Raw genomic sequence first — 14,016 nt, 5'->3', positions numbered from 1 at the left:
TCATTACGAAACATTTGTTTGTAAAAGCGACACGCTGCGTTTGGCAGTCGGGCACAGGCAGGCCTTGCCAGCTTGATATGAAGAAGTATTTGCGTGTTTAAGGTATAATTTCAATTTCCCGCGCGTGCCGTTCGGCACCTTCAGCACAATGACCAAATTTGTATTCGTCACCGGCGGCGTCGTGTCTTCCCTGGGTAAAGGGATCGCGGCCGCCTCCCTGGCTGCGATCCTCGAATCGCGCGGCCTCAAAGTCACCATGCTCAAGCTCGACCCGTATATCAACGTCGATCCGGGCACGATGAGCCCGATGCAGCACGGTGAAGTCTTCGTCACCGACGACGGCGCCGAGACCGACCTCGACCTCGGCCACTACGAGCGCTTCATCAGCACCCGCATGAAAAAGGTGAACAACTTCACCACCGGCCAGATCTACGAGTCCGTCATCCGCAAGGAGCGCCGCGGCGAATACCTCGGCAAGACCGTGCAGGTGATCCCGCACATCACCAACGAAATCCAGGACTACATCCGCCGCGGCGCCGAAGGCGTGGACGTGGCGCTGGTGGAAATCGGCGGCACCGTCGGCGACATCGAGTCGCTGCCCTTCCTCGAAGCCGCGCGCCAGCTGTCGCTGCGCTCGGGCCGCAAGGGCGCCGCGTTCGTGCACCTGACTTTGGTGCCGTACATCGCCTCGGCCGGCGAACTGAAAACCAAGCCGACCCAGCACAGCGTGCAGAAGCTGCGCGAGATCGGCATTTCGCCGAACGCGCTGCTGTGCCGCGCCGACCGCCGCATCCCGGATGACGAACGCGCCAAGATTTCGCTGTTCGCGAACGTCGAAGAGCAGGCCGTCATCTCGGTGTGGGACGTGGACACCATCTACAAGGTGCCGCAGGTGCTGCACGACCAGGGCCTGGACGACATCATCCTCGAAGCCCTGGGACTGGAAGCGCCAAAGGCCGATCTGTCGATGTGGACCAAGTTGATCCACACGCTGGAAAACCCGAAGCACGAAGTCACCATCGGCATGGTCGGCAAATACGTCGACCTGACCGAATCGTACAAGTCGCTGACCGAAGCGCTGCGCCACGCCGGCATCCATACCGAAAGCCGCGTCAACATCGCCTACCTGGATTCGGAAGAAATCGAAACCAAAGGCTGCGAAGTGCTGGCGAAATACGACGCCATCCTGGTGCCGGGCGGCTTCGGCAAGCGCGGCGTGGAAGGCAAGATCATGGCGGCGCGCTATGCCCGCGAAAACAAGATCCCTTACCTCGGCATCTGCCTCGGCATGCAGGTCGCGCTGATCGAATACGCGCGCCACATGGCGAACCTGCCGAACGCGAACTCCACCGAGTTCGACCTGGAAACCGACCAGCCGGTCGTCGCCCTGATCAACGAATGGCAGAACCACGACGGCAAGGTCGAACAGCGTGACGAGAACTCGGACCTCGGTGGTACGATGCGCCTTGGCGCCCAGACCTGCGCGGTGACGCCGGGCACGCTGGCGGCCGAGATCTACGGCAGCGTCGTCACCGAGCGTCACCGTCACCGCTACGAAGCCAACAACCACTACCTGCCGAAGGTAGAGGCGGCCGGCATGGTGGTGGCGGCGCGCACCCCGAACGAAGACCTGTGCGAAATCATGGAACTGCCGCGCGAAGGTGAAAATTCGCACCCGTGGTACATGGGCGTGCAGTTCCACCCTGAATTCAAGTCGACCCCGCGCAGCGGCCACCCGCTGTTCACTTCCTTCATCCAGGCGGCCCTGAAGCACCAGGCCGGCAACGTGAACGACGCGGCGAACACGCCAGTATTGCAAGGAGATGCAGCATGAAACTTTGCGGTTTCGAAGTAGGCCAGGACCACCCGATCTTCCTGATCGCCGGCACCTGCGTGATCGAGTCGCGCCAGATGGCGATGGACACGGCCGGCGCACTGAAAGAAATGACCGAGGCACTCGGTATTCCGTTCATCTATAAATCGTCGTTCGATAAAGCGAATCGCTCGTCGGGCAAATCCTTCCGCGGCCCGGGCCGCGAAAAGGGCCTGGAGATCCTGGCCGACGTGCGCAAGACGCTTGGCGTGCCGGTGCTCACCGATGTCCACGACGAAGAGATGATCCCCGAAGTGGCGAGCATCGTCGACGTGCTGCAGACGCCTGCCTTCCTGTGCCGCCAGACCGATTTCATCAACGCCTGCGCCCGTTCGGGCAAGCCGGTGAACATCAAGAAGGGCCAGTTCCTGGCCCCGGGCGACATGAAGAACGTGATCGAGAAGGCCCGCGCCGCCGCGCGCGAAGCCGGCCTGCCTGAAGACAACTTCATGGCCTGCGAACGCGGCGCCTCGTTCGGCTACAACAACCTGGTGTCGGACATGCGTTCGCTCGCCATCATGCGCGAATCGAACTGCCCGATCGTGTTCGACGCCACCCACTCGGTGCAGCTGCCAGGCGGCCAGGGCACCTCGTCGGGCGGCCAGCGCGAGCACGTGCCGGTGCTGTCGCGCGCGGCGGTTGCCGCGGGCATCGCCGGCCTGTTCATGGAGACCCATCCGGACCCGGCGAACGCCCTGTCCGACGGCCCGAACGCCGTGCCGCTGGGACGCATGAAGGAACTGCTGACCACCCTGGTCGAACTCGACCGCGTGGTGAAGCGTACCGGCTTCCTCGAGACCAGCTTCAAGGGCTGATTTCACTTATATAGCTTGAAAGACGAGGCGCCCCAACCGGCGCCTCGACTTTCATGTGCGACGATTTTTCACCTTTCCGGAGACTGAACCATGAGTGCTATCGTTGATATTATCGGCCGCGAGATCATTGATTCGCGCGGCAATCCAACCGTCGAATGCGACGTGCTGCTCGAATCGGGCGTGATGGGCCGTGCCGCCGTGCCGTCGGGCGCGTCGACCGGCTCGCGCGAAGCGATCGAACTGCGCGACGGCGATCCGAAGCGTTACTTCGGCAAGGGCGTGCTGCAAGCCTGCGAGAACATCAATACCGAGATCAGCGAAGCCATCATGGGCCTGGACGCCAACGAACAGGCCTTCTTGGACCGCACCCTGATCGACCTGGACGGCACCGAGAACAAGAGCCGCCTGGGCGCGAACGCGATGCTGGCCGTGTCGATGGCCGTGGCCAAGGCCGCCGCCGAGGAAGCCGGCCTGCCGCTGTACCGCTACTTCGGCGGTTCGGGCGCAATGCAGATGCCGGTGCCGATGATGAACGTCATCAATGGCGGCGCCCACGCCGACAACAACCTGGACATCCAGGAATTCATGATCATCCCGATCGGCGCGCCAAGCTTCAAGGAAGCGATGCGCTACGGCGCCGAGGTGTTCCACACCCTCAAAAAAATCCTGCATTCGAAAGGCCTGGCTACCTCGGTCGGCGACGAAGGCGGTTTCGCGCCGAACGTGGCCAACCACGAAGAAGCGATCAAGCTGATCATGGAAGCGATCGAGCAGGCCGGCTACCAGGCCGGCACCGATATCGCCATCGGCCTCGATTGCGCGGCCAGCGAGTTCTACAAGGACGGCAAGTACCACCTGGAAGGCGAGGGACTGACCCTGAGCTCGACCGACTTCACCAACATGCTCGCCACCTGGGTCGACAAGTATCCGATCATCTCGATCGAGGACGCGATGCATGAAGGCGATTGGGAAGGCTGGGGCATCCTGACGCAGGCGCTGGGCAAGAAGGTGCAGCTGGTCGGCGACGATCTGTTCGTCACCAACACCAGGATCCTGAAAGAGGGCATCCAGAAGGGCATCGCCAACTCGATCCTCATCAAGATCAACCAGATCGGCACCCTGACCGAAACCTTCGCCGCCATCGAGATGGCCAAGCGCGCCGGCTACACCGCCGTCATCTCGCACCGTTCGGGCGAGACCGAGGATTCGACGATTGCCGACATCGCCGTGGGCCTGAACGCCCTGCAGATCAAGACCGGCTCGATGTCGCGTTCGGACCGCATGGCGAAGTACAACCAGCTGCTGCGCATCGAGGAAGACCTGGGCGACGTTGCCAGCTACCCTGGCCGCGACGCTTTCTATAATCTGAAGTAATGGATGGACGACTGGTGCGCCTGCGGCACGCCAGTCGATTGAATTATGTAATGCTTCCGGGGTGCTGCGCACGCCGGTATGACTATTTATGCGCCTGATTTCGCTTGCCCTTGCCGTCCTGCTGTTGCTGATCCAGTACCCGCTGTGGCTGGGGAAGGGCGGCATGCTGGCCGTTGCCGATTTACGCGACCAGGTGACCGTGGCCCAGGCCCAGCTGGACGGGCGCAAGGCGCGCAACGCCAAGCTCGATTCTGAAGTGCGCGACCTGCGCGAAGGCCTCGGCGCCGTCGAGGAACGCGCGCGCCTGGAGCTGGGCATGATCAAGCAGAACGAGATTTTCGTGCAGGTGCTGCGGCATAACGAAAAGCCGGTCGAATCCATGACCGTGCCGCCGCCACCGCCTGCGCCGAAGAACAAAGGCGGGCACGGCGCGCCTGCCGTCACGCACTGATATTCCATGACACTCGATACCCTCGAAGAGCTGGCGGCCTACCTGGCCGGCGCGTTCGACAGCGGCGACGCCGCCGTGCTGCGCGATGCGCTGGACGTCGCATCGCGCGCCGACGCAACGGCGCACCTGGCCGCAGCTGCCGGCGTGCCCCAGGCCACCTTGCGCGCCGCTTTTGCGTCCGGCGAGATGGACCTCGAGACCACGCTGGCGGTAATGAAGGTCATCGACCTGCATTTGCCGGGCTGATAGCGGAAGGCCTCCCGCAAACGGTGCGGATTGGCCTAGAATGTTCCTTATCTCTTCATTACAAGGTGAGGGCACCATGAGCCAGCAACATGCCGCAGGACCGTTCGACGTTACCGTGACTCCGCAAGGCCAGCCCGACGTGCGCGATGGCGTTACCACCGGGCGCATGGCGATCGAAAAGCGCTACCATGGCGCGCTGGAAGGCAGCGGCGTGGGCGAGATGCTGTCGGCGATGACCACCACCGAAGGCTCGGCCGGCTACGTGGCCGTGGAGCGCGTGACCGGCACGCTGGACGGTCGCAGCGGCAGTTTCGTGGTCCAGCACAGCGGCACGATGGCACGCGGTGCGCAGGCACTGGCGATCAGCGTGGTGCCGGATTCGGGGACGGGGGAGCTGGCGGGAATTGCCGGCACCATGCGTATCCGGATCGAGGAGCGCAAGCACTTCTACGAATTCGATTACGAGTTGCCTGATCTCTAAAAAGAAAAGCCGCAGCGGGCATGATGCGCGCTGCGGCGTTGGCGGGGCCGTCGCTTAGTCCGACGAGGCGTCGCCCTGTTGCGCGCCGGCGCCTTGCTCCAGGAAGGAGCGCAGCATCCAGGCGTTCTTTTCGTGCACTTCCATGCGGGTGGTCAGCATGTCGGCGGTCGGGTAGTCGTCCAGTTCGTCGGCGACCTTCACGCCTGCGCGCAGGGTGCGGATCAGGATTTCATTGCCGTCCACCAGCTGACGGATCATTTCCTTCGACGACAGCACTTCTGGTTCTTCGGTGATGCTCGACAGCTCGGCGTAGCGCTTGTAGGTGGCCGGGGCGAAGTGGCCCAGGGCACGGATGCGTTCGGCGATCTCGTCGAGGGCGTTCCACTGCTCGGTGTACTGCTCTTCGAACATCACGTGCAGGCTCGAGAACAGCGGACCCGTCACGTTCCAGTGGAAGTTGTGGGTCTTCAGGTAGAGCATGTAGGCGTCTGCCAGTACGGTCGAGAGCGATTCGACCATTTTGGCGCGGTCTTCGGTGCTGATGCCGGTATCCATGTGCATTGCGGTTCTCCTGTAGTGAGGTGATAGTGCTTGTTGAAAGTTGTAGCACTATTAACAATGCACAGCTTAGCACTGGCCGGAAAATCCTGCGGCACGATAAGGGATGGGGCTCCCGATGCCGTGCGTCGCGCCTGCCGGGCCGGTGCTATTGTTCAGGTCACGTCAACCTACGAGGGGCCGGCATGGACAAGTTTCTGATCGTTTTCCGGGGATCGACAGTCGGCGAAGCCGAAGGCCGGCAGCATGATCCGCTGCAGTGGGAATCCTGGTTCGACTCGCTGGGCCGGGCCCTGCTCGACCGGGGCGCCCTCAGCCAGGGCAGCGTCGAGGTGCCGACCCGCCTGCTCGGGCCGAAGATCAGCAGCAGCGCCATGTCGGGCTATTGCGTGATCGGCGCCAACGATTTCAACGACGCGGTGCGCCTGGCCAAGACCTCGCCCATCTTCGATGAAGATGGCTCCGTGGAGATTGCGCACCTGCGCTAGGGATTGCGCAGCTGCGCCCCCGGCTTGATGCGCGACTATCCGCAAGTCGACTACATCGTACGCGGCGAGGGCGAGCGCACCGTCGGTGGACGGCATTGCCTGGCGCACGGACGGCGTGCCGACTGCCAGCGCGCCGGCCGAAATGATCCGCGACCTCGACGACTACCGCATCGGCTGGGAGCTGATGCAGTTCTCGCGCGGCCAGCGCGGTTTCTGGACCCAGTGGCGCCACCGCGACCCGATCAAGTTTGCCAAGGAGCTGGCGCGCTTGAAGCGCGAGCAGGGCGTTACGCCACGGCATGCGCTGGTACACGCGCATGGGGCGGCGGTCTGGTTCCATAAGATTGCCGAGTTCATCGTGGGCAAGCGGCTGAAGAACAGCACGCTGACGCTGCGCCGCTTCTGGGGCGCCTCGCTCGAGGAGCACGAGGAGTCGATGGTCAAGCGCAAGCGGGCGGTGATTCCCATCGGGCGGGCAGGCGCCAGCAAAACGGCTGCACGCACAGTCGAGTTGGGCCGGTAGAGCGGCAGGGTGAGCAACAGCCAAGCCAGGGTTGGCAGGGGTACCGCCGGCCGGGATGGGGTGGGGCTGGCGCCAGCCCTCTGCCAAACCCTCTCATTTGGCATACTCATTTCTTCTCATTTCCTCTCTTTTCGAACTTGTTGAAATGGCAGAGGTCAAACGGAAGAGAAAGAGAATAAATGAGAGGGCCAAATGAGAAGCGATGAAAGAAGGGCTGGATTGCTTGTACTCCCCGTGCTGCACGAACTTGCAGATTATCTAGAGCGCACCGGCAGTATCTTGTCGCCAGATGAGGCGCTGGGGCATGCCGTGCGTGAATGGATTGCGTCGCGTGAAGACGGAAAGGTGGCGCTCGATGTCGGCGCCGCCCCACGCAGGCCGGGTGGCTATCAATGGAAATGCCTGTTCCTGGCGCATGGCAGCGAGCTGCGCTTTTTCCACGACGGACAGTTTCACTACGCTGAAGTGCGTGATGATTTACTGGTCCACAACAACCGGCCCGTGTCGCCGCGCCAGTTCATGCTGGGCGTCATCGGTGAGCCGCGCAATGCCTGGCATGAATTATGGGTGCGCCGGCCCAGCGATGCGCGCTGGAAGCTGGCGTCGGTGTTGCGGCGCGAACTCGCGTCAGGCAAGCCGCCGCCGGAATCGCCCATCGGCGCCATGCGTGAAGTTGCCGCCGCCATGGCGCAAACGCTGGAAACTGCTAACGCCGTGGTCAAGAAAGCGCAGGAACTTGCCTTGCCGCAGTTTGAGCGCCGCCGTACGGACTTGCGCCGTTCGACCGACAGGCTGGTGGAGGAGTGGTTGGAGGACTGACGAGCTCTGAGGAAATCGCTAGAGCACTGGCTGCAGCAATGTCTGCAGCACTGCCCGCACCGGCTCGGGAATCGGCACCGACTTGCCGCTCGGCCGGTGCACGTACACATGCACGAAATGCCCGGCGGCGGCCGGCATGGTCTCGTCGTTGCGGTACAGCGCGATCTCGTAGCGCACGCTGGCATTACCCAGCTTGGCCACGCGCACGCCGACGTGCACGACGTCGGGGAAGGAAATGGAACTGAAGTAGGAGCACCCGGTCTCGACGACGAAGCCGACGACTTCGTCCTTGTGGATGTCGAGCGCGCCGCGGTCGATCAGGTAGCGATTGACCGCGGTGTCGAAGAAGCTGTAGTAGTTGACGTTGTTGACATGCCCGTAGCTGTCGTTGTCCATCCAGCGCGTCGGCAGGGCGACGATGTGGGGAAAGGCAGAGCGGGGCGTATCGCGCATCGTCAAAAGCTTCCTGTGTGAGTGTGGAACTGATTGCTTAGTGCTTGGTCTCGTCGGCCGGCGTCACGGCATCCGCCGCGATCGGAGCAGCGAACAATTGCGCGCAATCGACCTTGTCGAACGCGTAGTGCTTGCCGCAGAAATCGCAATTGATACCGAGTTCGCCCAGGTCGGCCACGGCCGCATCGACTTCCGGCTGGCCCAGCATCTTCAGCATGTTGCCGACTTTTTCGCGCGTGCAGCTGCAGTGGAATTGTGGATGCTGCGGGTCGAACACGCGGATCGTCTCTTCCCAGAACAGGCGGGTGAGCAGGGTCTCGATATCGGTACCCAGCAGTTCTTCCTGTTTCAGGGTGCTGCCCAGCACGACGGCGCGGTTCCAGGTTTCCAGGTCTTCCTCTTCGGTCGCCTGTTTCACCTGGTCGTCCTTGCCGGTGTGGCGCGGCAGCTTTTGCAGCAGCATGCCGCGCGAGACCTTGTCGTCGGCCGCCAGCCACAGGCGCGTGTCCATCTGCTCGGAACGCAGCATGTAGTTTTCGATGACGGTCGCCATGCTCTCGCCGTCGAGCGGCACGATGCCCTGGTAGGGTTGCTGGCCCGGCACCTTGTCGAGCGGGTCGAGCGTGATCACGAAGCGGCCCTGGCCGTTGGCGTTGAGCAGCTGGCGCAGGGTGGCGTCATCGGCCACCTCGGCGTCCGGCGCCAGTTTTGCCGTGGCGCGGATGCGCAGCTCGGCGTCGCACTCGACCACCAGCAGGCGCACCGGTCCGTCGCCGTGGATCTGCATCACGATCGAGCCATTGAATTTCAGGTTGGCCGAGAGCAGGGCGGCCGCCGCCACCATTTCGCCCAGCAGGGCGCGCACGGCCTTCGGGTAGCCATGGCGAGCCTGGATCTCGCGCCAGGTATCGGAAATCTCGACCAGTTCGCCGCGCACGGCGGCGTTGTCGAAGATAAATTTCTGCAGGGTGTCCTTGGTGTCCGTTGTCGTCATTGTCTATCCGATTTGCTTGAGCTGCGCCTTGAACAATTGGCCACGCGCCACGTAACTGGCGGCATTGGCCTGCAAGCGCAGCAGGTCTTCTTCCGTGAGGGTGCGCACCGCCTTGGCAGGCGCACCGATGATGAGCGAATTGTCGGGAAATTCCTTGCCCTCGGTAACCAGCGCGCCGGCACCGACCAGGCATCCCTTGCCAATCTTTGCGCCGTTCAGGATCACGGCCTGGATGCCGATCAGCGAATCGTCGCCAACCGTGCAGCCATGCAGCATGGCCTGGTGGCCGACGGTCACGCCCTTGCCGAGCGTGAGCGGGTAGCCCATGTCGGTGTGCATGACCGTGCCTTCCTGCACGTTGCTGTTTTCGCCGATCGTGATCCGCTCGTTGTCGCCGCGGATCGTCACGCCATACCACACCGAGGTATTCGCCTCGAGCGTGACTTTGCCGATCAGGTTGGCCGTATCGGCAACGAAGGCCGACGCATCGATCTCGGGCGCATGCTCGCCCAGCTGGTAAATCGCCATGGATTGCTCGCGGAAGGGTTGTGGTGCCGCTATTTTACGCCCTTGCGCTTGCCGTCGTCCCCAAATGGGGATGGCAGACAGGAATTCAACGGCATGCGTATAATCGGACGATTGATCCGAACGACCGTACTATTTTCGGTTGTACTACTTTCATTGCCGAGCGAGCCCATGACACCATCCCGTTCCGAATTTCTCACCGTGCGCGGCCTGCGCACCCACGTGCGCCACTGGGGCCGCGAAGGCGCGCCGAAGATCTTCATGGCGCATGGCTGGATGGACATGTCGGCCTCGTTCCAGTTCATCGTCGATTGCCTGGAAGGCGACTGGCACGTGATTGCCCACGACTGGCGCGGCTTTGGCCTGACCGAGCGGACCGGAACCGACACCTACTGGTTCCCCGACTACGTGGCCGACCTCGATTTCCTGCTCGACCACTATTCGCCGGACGCGCCGGTGAACCTGCTCGGCCACAGCATGGGCGGGAATGCCGTCAGCCTGTATGCGGGCGTGCGGCCCGAGCGCGTGGCCAAGCTGATCAACCTGGAGGGCATTGGCCTGCAGGGCAGCGTGCCACAGCAGGCGCCGAAGCGCCTGGCGCGCTGGCTCGATGAGCTGAAGACGCCGCCGGTGATGCGCGGCTATGCCAGCCTGGAAGAGGTGGCGGCGCGCCTGAAGAAAACCAACCCGCGCCTGCCCGAGGACCGCGCCGCTTTCCTGGCCGAGCACTGGTCGGCGCGCAATGCCGCGGGGGAGTACGAGATCCTGGGCGACCCGGTGCACAAGATGAGCGGGCCGCTGTTGTACCACCTGGACGAGATGATCGCGATCTGGAAGAAGATCACGGCGCCGGTGCTGTGGATCGAGGCGGCGGAGACGGACATGTGGCGCTGGATGGGGCCGCAGGAACAGATGCGCGCCGAGGTGGACAGCCGCCTGGCGCACATGGCGTCGGTCGAGGCGCACATTGTGCCCGGGGCGGGGCACATGGTGCATCACGACCAGCCGCAGGTACTGGCGCGCTTGATCGAGGCGTTTCTGGGGCGTTGAACCCGGTTGGTTTGCACAGGGACATGGGGCTGTTGCCTGCCCCGTTATCGGTAATCATGATCCGCGTGGGCACGAGTGCCCACCCTACGGGACACGCTGCGTATCCGCGTTTCGTATGATCTCGCCGTTGGCGGTACCGGTTCTTGTATGAACTCGCCGATAACGGTGACGGTCTTTGTATGAACTCGCCGATAACGGTGACGGTCTTTGTATGAACCCGCCGATAACGGTGCCCGTAGGGTGGGCACTCGTGCCCACGCGAATTCAACACACCAATAACAGCGCAGGCAACAGCCCCACGTCCCCGCAAACTTTCCGCCCGCACCACGCTCACAAATGCCGGATCTCGACCGGCGGCACCGTCCAATCATCATTGCGCCCATCGATATACCGCACCGGCGCCCCCACCAACTCCTCCACCCCCACATCATCCAAACTGGCCACCGTCACCGCCACAAACCTTCCCATCCCCGCCGACTCCCCCGTCGAAAACACATTGATCCCGCAAACCCGGCAGAAACAATGCCCATCCCGCCGCGCCCCAAACCGATACTCCCCCAGCGCCTCCGCCCCCGCCAGCAGCCGGAAACAGGAAGCCGCCACCTGCACCCCCCAGAACCGCATCTTCGTACAAACCGAACAATTACACTTCACCGTCCCCGCTACCGCCAGGTCAAACGCCGCCTCATACCGCACCGCCCCGCAATGACAGCTCCCCCGATACGTCTTCATTCCCACCGCCAGGATTAAAAAGAAAGCAACAACTCTAGCACTACTCGACAGCCCCGCACAGCGACCGATTGCGGCGTACAATGTCCCCTCCGTCCAGTACCCGCACCCGCACCGCATCCATGCTGAAAGTCGACCTGCACTGCCATTCCAACGTTTCCGACGGCGTCCTCGCGCCTGCCGCCGTGGCCGCCTACGCGCGCAAGGGCGGGGTCGATGCCTGGGCCCTGACCGACCACGACGAAGTCGGCGGCATCAAGGCGGCGCGCGCCAAGGCAAACGAGCTCGGCATGCGCTTCGTCGCGGGCGTCGAAATTTCCGTCACCTGGGCCAATCAAACCGTGCACCTGGTCGGCCTGCAGGTCGACGAAGACAACCCGGACCTGCTGGCCGGCCTGGCCGCCACGCGCCAGGGCCGCGATGCGCGCGGACGAGAAATCGCCGCCCAGCTGGAACAGGCCGGCATCCCGAATGCCTACGAAGGCGCCCTGAAATACGTCGGCAACCCCGACCTGCTGTCGCGCACCCACTTCGCCCGCTACATCGTCGAAACCGGCCGCTGCAACAGTACGCCCGAGGTGTTCCGTAAATACCTCAGCGAAGGTAAACCCGGCTACGTACCGCATCGCTGGGCCGCGCTCGACCAGGCCATGGGCTGGATCCAGCGCGCCGGTGGTATCCCGGTGATCGCCCATCCGGGCCGCTACCGCTTCGACGCCACCGCCGAGGGCGTGCTGTTCGACGAATTCCGCCAGCTCGGCGGCAATGCGATCGAGGTCGTCACCGGCAGCCACACGCTCGACCAGTATGGCATCTATGCCGAAGTGGCGCGCCGCTACGGCTTCCTGGCCTCGCGCGGCACCGACTTCCACGCCCCCGGCGAAGCCCGCGTCGAGTTCGACGCCTTGCCGCCGCTCCCAGGCAACGTCACCCCGGTCTGGCACGACTGGTTCTGAGGTTTAAGTTCCCCATAAGCCCGCGCTCTTGAATTTCCCGGCACTCAGCCCTATCTTGGCAGCCTGTCAAGCTCATTTCTGCTGGAGGCTGTTTCCATGAAGCGCATCGTTCTGTTCCTCGCCACCAACCTCGCGGTTGTGCTGGTGCTCACCGTTGTCCTGAACCTGCTGGGTGTCGGGCGCGCGGTGACCGCCGAGGGCATCAATGTCGGCGCCCTGGCTGTGTTCTCCCTGGTGGTCGGCTTTACCGGCTCCATCATTTCCCTGCTGCTGAGCAAACCGATGGCCAAGTGGTCGACCGGCGCGCGCGTCATCGAGCAGCCGCAAAATGCCACCGAGCAGTGGCTGGTGAATACCGTGCGTAAACTTGCCGAGCGCGCCGGCATTGGCATGCCCGAAGTGGCGGTGTACGAGGGCGAACCGAACGCATTCGCCACCGGCGCCTTTAAAAATTCCGCACTGGTAGCCGTGTCCACTGGCCTGCTGCAAGGCATGACCCAGGACGAAGTCGAGGCCGTGCTCGGCCACGAAGTCGCCCATATCGCGAATGGCGACATGGTCACGCTCACGCTCATCCAGGGCGTGGTGAACACCTTCGTCGTGTTCCTGGCGCGCGTGGTCGGCTTTTTCGTCGACAAGGTGCTGCTGCGCGGGAACGACGACCGCGGCCCCGGCATCGGCTACATGGTCACCGTGTTCGTCTGCGAAATCGTGTTCGGCCTGGTGGCCTCGATCATCGTGGCCTGGTTCTCGCGCCAGCGCGAGTTCCGCGCCGACGCAGGCTCGGCCAAGCTGCTGGGCTCTACCGTGCCGATGCAGCATGCGCTGGCGCGCCTGGGCGGCCTGCAACCGGGCGCCTTGCCGTCGTCGCTGAACGCCTCGGGTATCTCGGGCGGCGGTGGCGGCTGGGGCGCACTGTTCTCGACCCACCCGCCAATGGAAGAGCGCATCGCCGCGCTCCAGGCCCTGCGCTAATCACTTAGGAAACCGATGAGCCAATTTTTCCAGATCCATCCAGACAACCCGCAGGCGCGGCTGATCAAGCAGGCCGCGCAGATCATCCGCTCCGGCGGCGTGGCGGCGCTGCCGACCGATTCGGCCTACGCGCTGGTATGCCAGCTCGACGACAAGAACGCGGTCGAGAAGCTGCGCCGCGTGCGCGGCATCGACGACAAGCACCACCTGACGCTGCTGTGCCGCGATTTGTCGGAGATCGCCAAGTACGCACGCATCGACAATGCACAGTACCGCCTGCTGAAGGCCACCACGCCCGGCCCGTACACGGTGATCCTGGAAGCGACGAAGGAACTGCCGCGGCGCCTGTCGCATCCCTCGCGCAAGACCATCGGCCTGCGCGTACCGGAAAACCTGATCACGCTGGCGCTGCTGGAAGAACTGGGCGAGCCGCTGATCGGCACTACGCTGCAGCTGCCGGGCGACGACCACATGCTGTCCGACCCCGACGAGGTGCGCGAGCGCCTGGAAAAGCAGATCGAGCTGGTGATCGACGGCGGCGCCGGCACGCTGGAAGGCACCACCATCGTCGACCTCACCGGCCCCGAGCCCGTGCTGTTGCGCGAGGGCAGGGGCGACCCCGCCGCGTTTGGCCTGTAGCGCTTCCTGGCTTGTAGTCCTTTCCGTATCTCCTTTCCCCGGCGGCCTTCCAGGCCGCATCCGGGCT

18 protein-coding genes are annotated in these 14,016 nt (G+C 63.6%); 13 read left to right on the top strand and 5 right to left on the bottom strand.

Annotation, left to right across the window (positions count from 1 at the left end):
• Nucleotides 1-148 precede the first annotated feature (148 nt).
• The 6 genes from pyrG to QWL29_RS15270 all read left to right on the top strand — a co-directional run bounded on the left by pyrG (nt 149) and on the right by QWL29_RS15270 (nt 5,240).
• The gene (gene pyrG / locus QWL29_RS15295) at nt 149-1,834 is read left to right on the top strand and encodes a CTP synthase (protein ID WP_305823741.1); all 1,686 of its coding nucleotides are present in this window, start codon (nt 149-151) and stop codon (nt 1,832-1,834) included.
• Nucleotides 1,831-2,688 carry a 3-deoxy-8-phosphooctulonate synthase gene (kdsA, locus tag QWL29_RS15290; RefSeq protein WP_305823740.1) on the top strand — a complete coding sequence of 286 codons (858 nt, stop codon included), beginning with the start codon at nt 1,831-1,833 and terminating at the stop codon, nt 2,686-2,688. The genes pyrG and kdsA overlap by 4 nt, the downstream gene beginning before the upstream one ends.
• A 90-nt stretch (nt 2,689-2,778) precedes the next feature.
• Nucleotides 2,779-4,062, top strand: coding sequence for a phosphopyruvate hydratase (eno, locus tag QWL29_RS15285; RefSeq protein ID WP_305823739.1), 1,284 nt, complete (start codon nt 2,779-2,781; stop codon nt 4,060-4,062).
• Nucleotides 4,063-4,150: 88 nt separating this feature from the next.
• On the top strand, nt 4,151-4,513 hold the full coding sequence (ftsB, locus tag QWL29_RS15280) for a cell division protein FtsB (RefSeq protein WP_305823738.1): 363 nt from the start codon (nt 4,151-4,153) through the stop codon (nt 4,511-4,513).
• Nucleotides 4,514-4,519: 6 nt separating this feature from the next.
• Nucleotides 4,520-4,759 (top strand): helix-turn-helix domain-containing protein, encoded by a 240-nt coding sequence (locus QWL29_RS15275; protein ID WP_305823737.1) that lies wholly within the window; start codon nt 4,520-4,522, stop codon nt 4,757-4,759.
• 76 nt (nt 4,760-4,835) lie between these two features.
• Nucleotides 4,836-5,240 carry a DUF3224 domain-containing protein gene (locus QWL29_RS15270; protein ID WP_305823736.1) on the top strand — a complete coding sequence of 135 codons (405 nt, stop codon included), beginning with the start codon at nt 4,836-4,838 and terminating at the stop codon, nt 5,238-5,240.
• A 54-nt stretch (nt 5,241-5,294) separates the two neighbouring features.
• Here QWL29_RS15270 and QWL29_RS15265 read toward each other — a convergent pair whose 3' ends face one another.
• Nucleotides 5,295-5,801, bottom strand: a complete 507-nt coding sequence (locus QWL29_RS15265) for a Dps family protein (RefSeq protein WP_305823735.1) — start codon at nt 5,799-5,801, stop codon at nt 5,295-5,297.
• 182 nt (nt 5,802-5,983) lie between these two features.
• Between QWL29_RS15265 and QWL29_RS15260 the strand changes: the two genes are divergently transcribed.
• The 3 genes from QWL29_RS15260 to QWL29_RS15250 all read left to right on the top strand — a co-directional run bounded on the left by QWL29_RS15260 (nt 5,984) and on the right by QWL29_RS15250 (nt 7,628).
• Nucleotides 5,984-6,286 carry a hypothetical protein gene (locus tag QWL29_RS15260; protein ID WP_290421457.1) on the top strand — a complete coding sequence of 101 codons (303 nt, stop codon included), beginning with the start codon at nt 5,984-5,986 and terminating at the stop codon, nt 6,284-6,286.
• An 85-nt stretch (nt 6,287-6,371) separates the two neighbouring features.
• Nucleotides 6,372-6,809 carry a hypothetical protein gene (locus tag QWL29_RS15255; protein WP_305823734.1) on the top strand — a complete coding sequence of 146 codons (438 nt, stop codon included), beginning with the start codon at nt 6,372-6,374 and terminating at the stop codon, nt 6,807-6,809.
• 192 nt (nt 6,810-7,001) lie between these two features.
• On the top strand, nt 7,002-7,628 hold the full coding sequence (locus tag QWL29_RS15250) for a hypothetical protein (protein ID WP_305823733.1): 627 nt from the start codon (nt 7,002-7,004) through the stop codon (nt 7,626-7,628).
• An 18-nt stretch (nt 7,629-7,646) separates the two neighbouring features.
• On the opposite strand, the gene QWL29_RS15245 is transcribed toward QWL29_RS15250, so the two are convergent.
• From QWL29_RS15245 to QWL29_RS15235, 3 genes are read right to left on the bottom strand one after another with little or no spacing between them, the layout of a single operon-like run.
• The gene (locus tag QWL29_RS15245; RefSeq protein WP_305823732.1) at nt 7,647-8,081 is read right to left on the bottom strand and encodes an acyl-CoA thioesterase; all 435 of its coding nucleotides are present in this window, start codon (nt 8,079-8,081) and stop codon (nt 7,647-7,649) included.
• A 37-nt stretch (nt 8,082-8,118) separates the two neighbouring features.
• Complete coding sequence (gene hslO / locus QWL29_RS15240; protein ID WP_305823731.1) at nt 8,119-9,075, bottom strand: Hsp33 family molecular chaperone HslO; 957 nt, start codon at nt 9,073-9,075, stop codon at nt 8,119-8,121.
• A gap of 3 nt (nt 9,076-9,078) precedes the next feature.
• Nucleotides 9,079-9,603, bottom strand: coding sequence for a gamma carbonic anhydrase family protein (locus tag QWL29_RS15235; protein WP_305823730.1), 525 nt, complete (start codon nt 9,601-9,603; stop codon nt 9,079-9,081).
• Between the two features lie 168 nt (nt 9,604-9,771).
• On the opposite strand from QWL29_RS15235, the gene QWL29_RS15230 reads away from it, so the two are divergent.
• Nucleotides 9,772-10,650: an alpha/beta fold hydrolase gene (locus tag QWL29_RS15230; protein WP_305823729.1), complete on the top strand. Its 879-nt coding sequence runs from the start codon at nt 9,772-9,774 to the stop codon at nt 10,648-10,650.
• A 330-nt stretch (nt 10,651-10,980) separates the two neighbouring features.
• Here the strand turns inward: QWL29_RS15230 and QWL29_RS15225 are convergent, their stop codons facing one another.
• Nucleotides 10,981-11,463: a GFA family protein gene (locus tag QWL29_RS15225; protein ID WP_308635502.1), complete on the bottom strand. Its 483-nt coding sequence runs from the start codon at nt 11,461-11,463 to the stop codon at nt 10,981-10,983.
• A 38-nt stretch (nt 11,464-11,501) separates the two neighbouring features.
• On the opposite strand from QWL29_RS15225, the gene QWL29_RS15220 reads away from it, so the two are divergent.
• From QWL29_RS15220 to QWL29_RS15210, 3 genes are all read left to right on the top strand, one after another.
• On the top strand, nt 11,502-12,335 hold the full coding sequence (locus QWL29_RS15220) for a 3',5'-nucleoside bisphosphate phosphatase (protein ID WP_305823774.1): 834 nt from the start codon (nt 11,502-11,504) through the stop codon (nt 12,333-12,335).
• Between the two features lie 96 nt (nt 12,336-12,431).
• Nucleotides 12,432-13,310 (top strand): protease HtpX, encoded by an 879-nt coding sequence (gene htpX, locus QWL29_RS15215; RefSeq protein ID WP_305823728.1) that lies wholly within the window; start codon nt 12,432-12,434, stop codon nt 13,308-13,310.
• A 15-nt stretch (nt 13,311-13,325) separates the two neighbouring features.
• On the top strand, nt 13,326-13,949 hold the full coding sequence (locus QWL29_RS15210) for an L-threonylcarbamoyladenylate synthase (protein ID WP_305823727.1): 624 nt from the start codon (nt 13,326-13,328) through the stop codon (nt 13,947-13,949).
• Nucleotides 13,950-14,016: the final 67 nt, after the last annotated feature.

The sequence above is a fragment of the Massilia brevitalea genome (assembly GCF_030711405.1).
Classification (GTDB): Bacteria; Pseudomonadota; Gammaproteobacteria; order Burkholderiales; family Burkholderiaceae_D; genus Telluria; species Telluria brevitalea.
This window is presented reverse-complemented; position numbering and strand designations above follow the sequence as displayed.

Coding starts and splice junctions, on each gene's coding strand:
- QWL29_RS15235 (WP_305823730.1), bottom strand. CDS start 9,603: ATGGCGATTTACCAGCTGGGCGAGCATGCGCCCGAGATCGATGCGTCG.
- pyrG (WP_305823741.1), top strand. CDS start 149: ATGACCAAATTTGTATTCGTCACCGGCGGCGTCGTGTCTTCCCTGGGT.
- QWL29_RS15220 (WP_305823774.1), top strand. CDS start 11,502: ATGCTGAAAGTCGACCTGCACTGCCATTCCAACGTTTCCGACGGCGTC.
- QWL29_RS15275 (WP_305823737.1), top strand. CDS start 4,520: ATGACACTCGATACCCTCGAAGAGCTGGCGGCCTACCTGGCCGGCGCG.
- QWL29_RS15270 (WP_305823736.1), top strand. CDS start 4,836: ATGAGCCAGCAACATGCCGCAGGACCGTTCGACGTTACCGTGACTCCG.
- hslO (WP_305823731.1), bottom strand. CDS start 9,075: ATGACGACAACGGACACCAAGGACACCCTGCAGAAATTTATCTTCGAC.
- ftsB (WP_305823738.1), top strand. CDS start 4,151: ATGCGCCTGATTTCGCTTGCCCTTGCCGTCCTGCTGTTGCTGATCCAG.
- htpX (WP_305823728.1), top strand. CDS start 12,432: ATGAAGCGCATCGTTCTGTTCCTCGCCACCAACCTCGCGGTTGTGCTG.
- QWL29_RS15245 (WP_305823732.1), bottom strand. CDS start 8,081: ATGCGCGATACGCCCCGCTCTGCCTTTCCCCACATCGTCGCCCTGCCG.
- QWL29_RS15265 (WP_305823735.1), bottom strand. CDS start 5,801: ATGCACATGGATACCGGCATCAGCACCGAAGACCGCGCCAAAATGGTC.
- QWL29_RS15250 (WP_305823733.1), top strand. CDS start 7,002: ATGAGAAGCGATGAAAGAAGGGCTGGATTGCTTGTACTCCCCGTGCTG.
- kdsA (WP_305823740.1), top strand. CDS start 1,831: ATGAAACTTTGCGGTTTCGAAGTAGGCCAGGACCACCCGATCTTCCTG.
- QWL29_RS15230 (WP_305823729.1), top strand. CDS start 9,772: ATGACACCATCCCGTTCCGAATTTCTCACCGTGCGCGGCCTGCGCACC.
- QWL29_RS15210 (WP_305823727.1), top strand. CDS start 13,326: ATGAGCCAATTTTTCCAGATCCATCCAGACAACCCGCAGGCGCGGCTG.
- QWL29_RS15260 (WP_290421457.1), top strand. CDS start 5,984: ATGGACAAGTTTCTGATCGTTTTCCGGGGATCGACAGTCGGCGAAGCC.
- eno (WP_305823739.1), top strand. CDS start 2,779: ATGAGTGCTATCGTTGATATTATCGGCCGCGAGATCATTGATTCGCGC.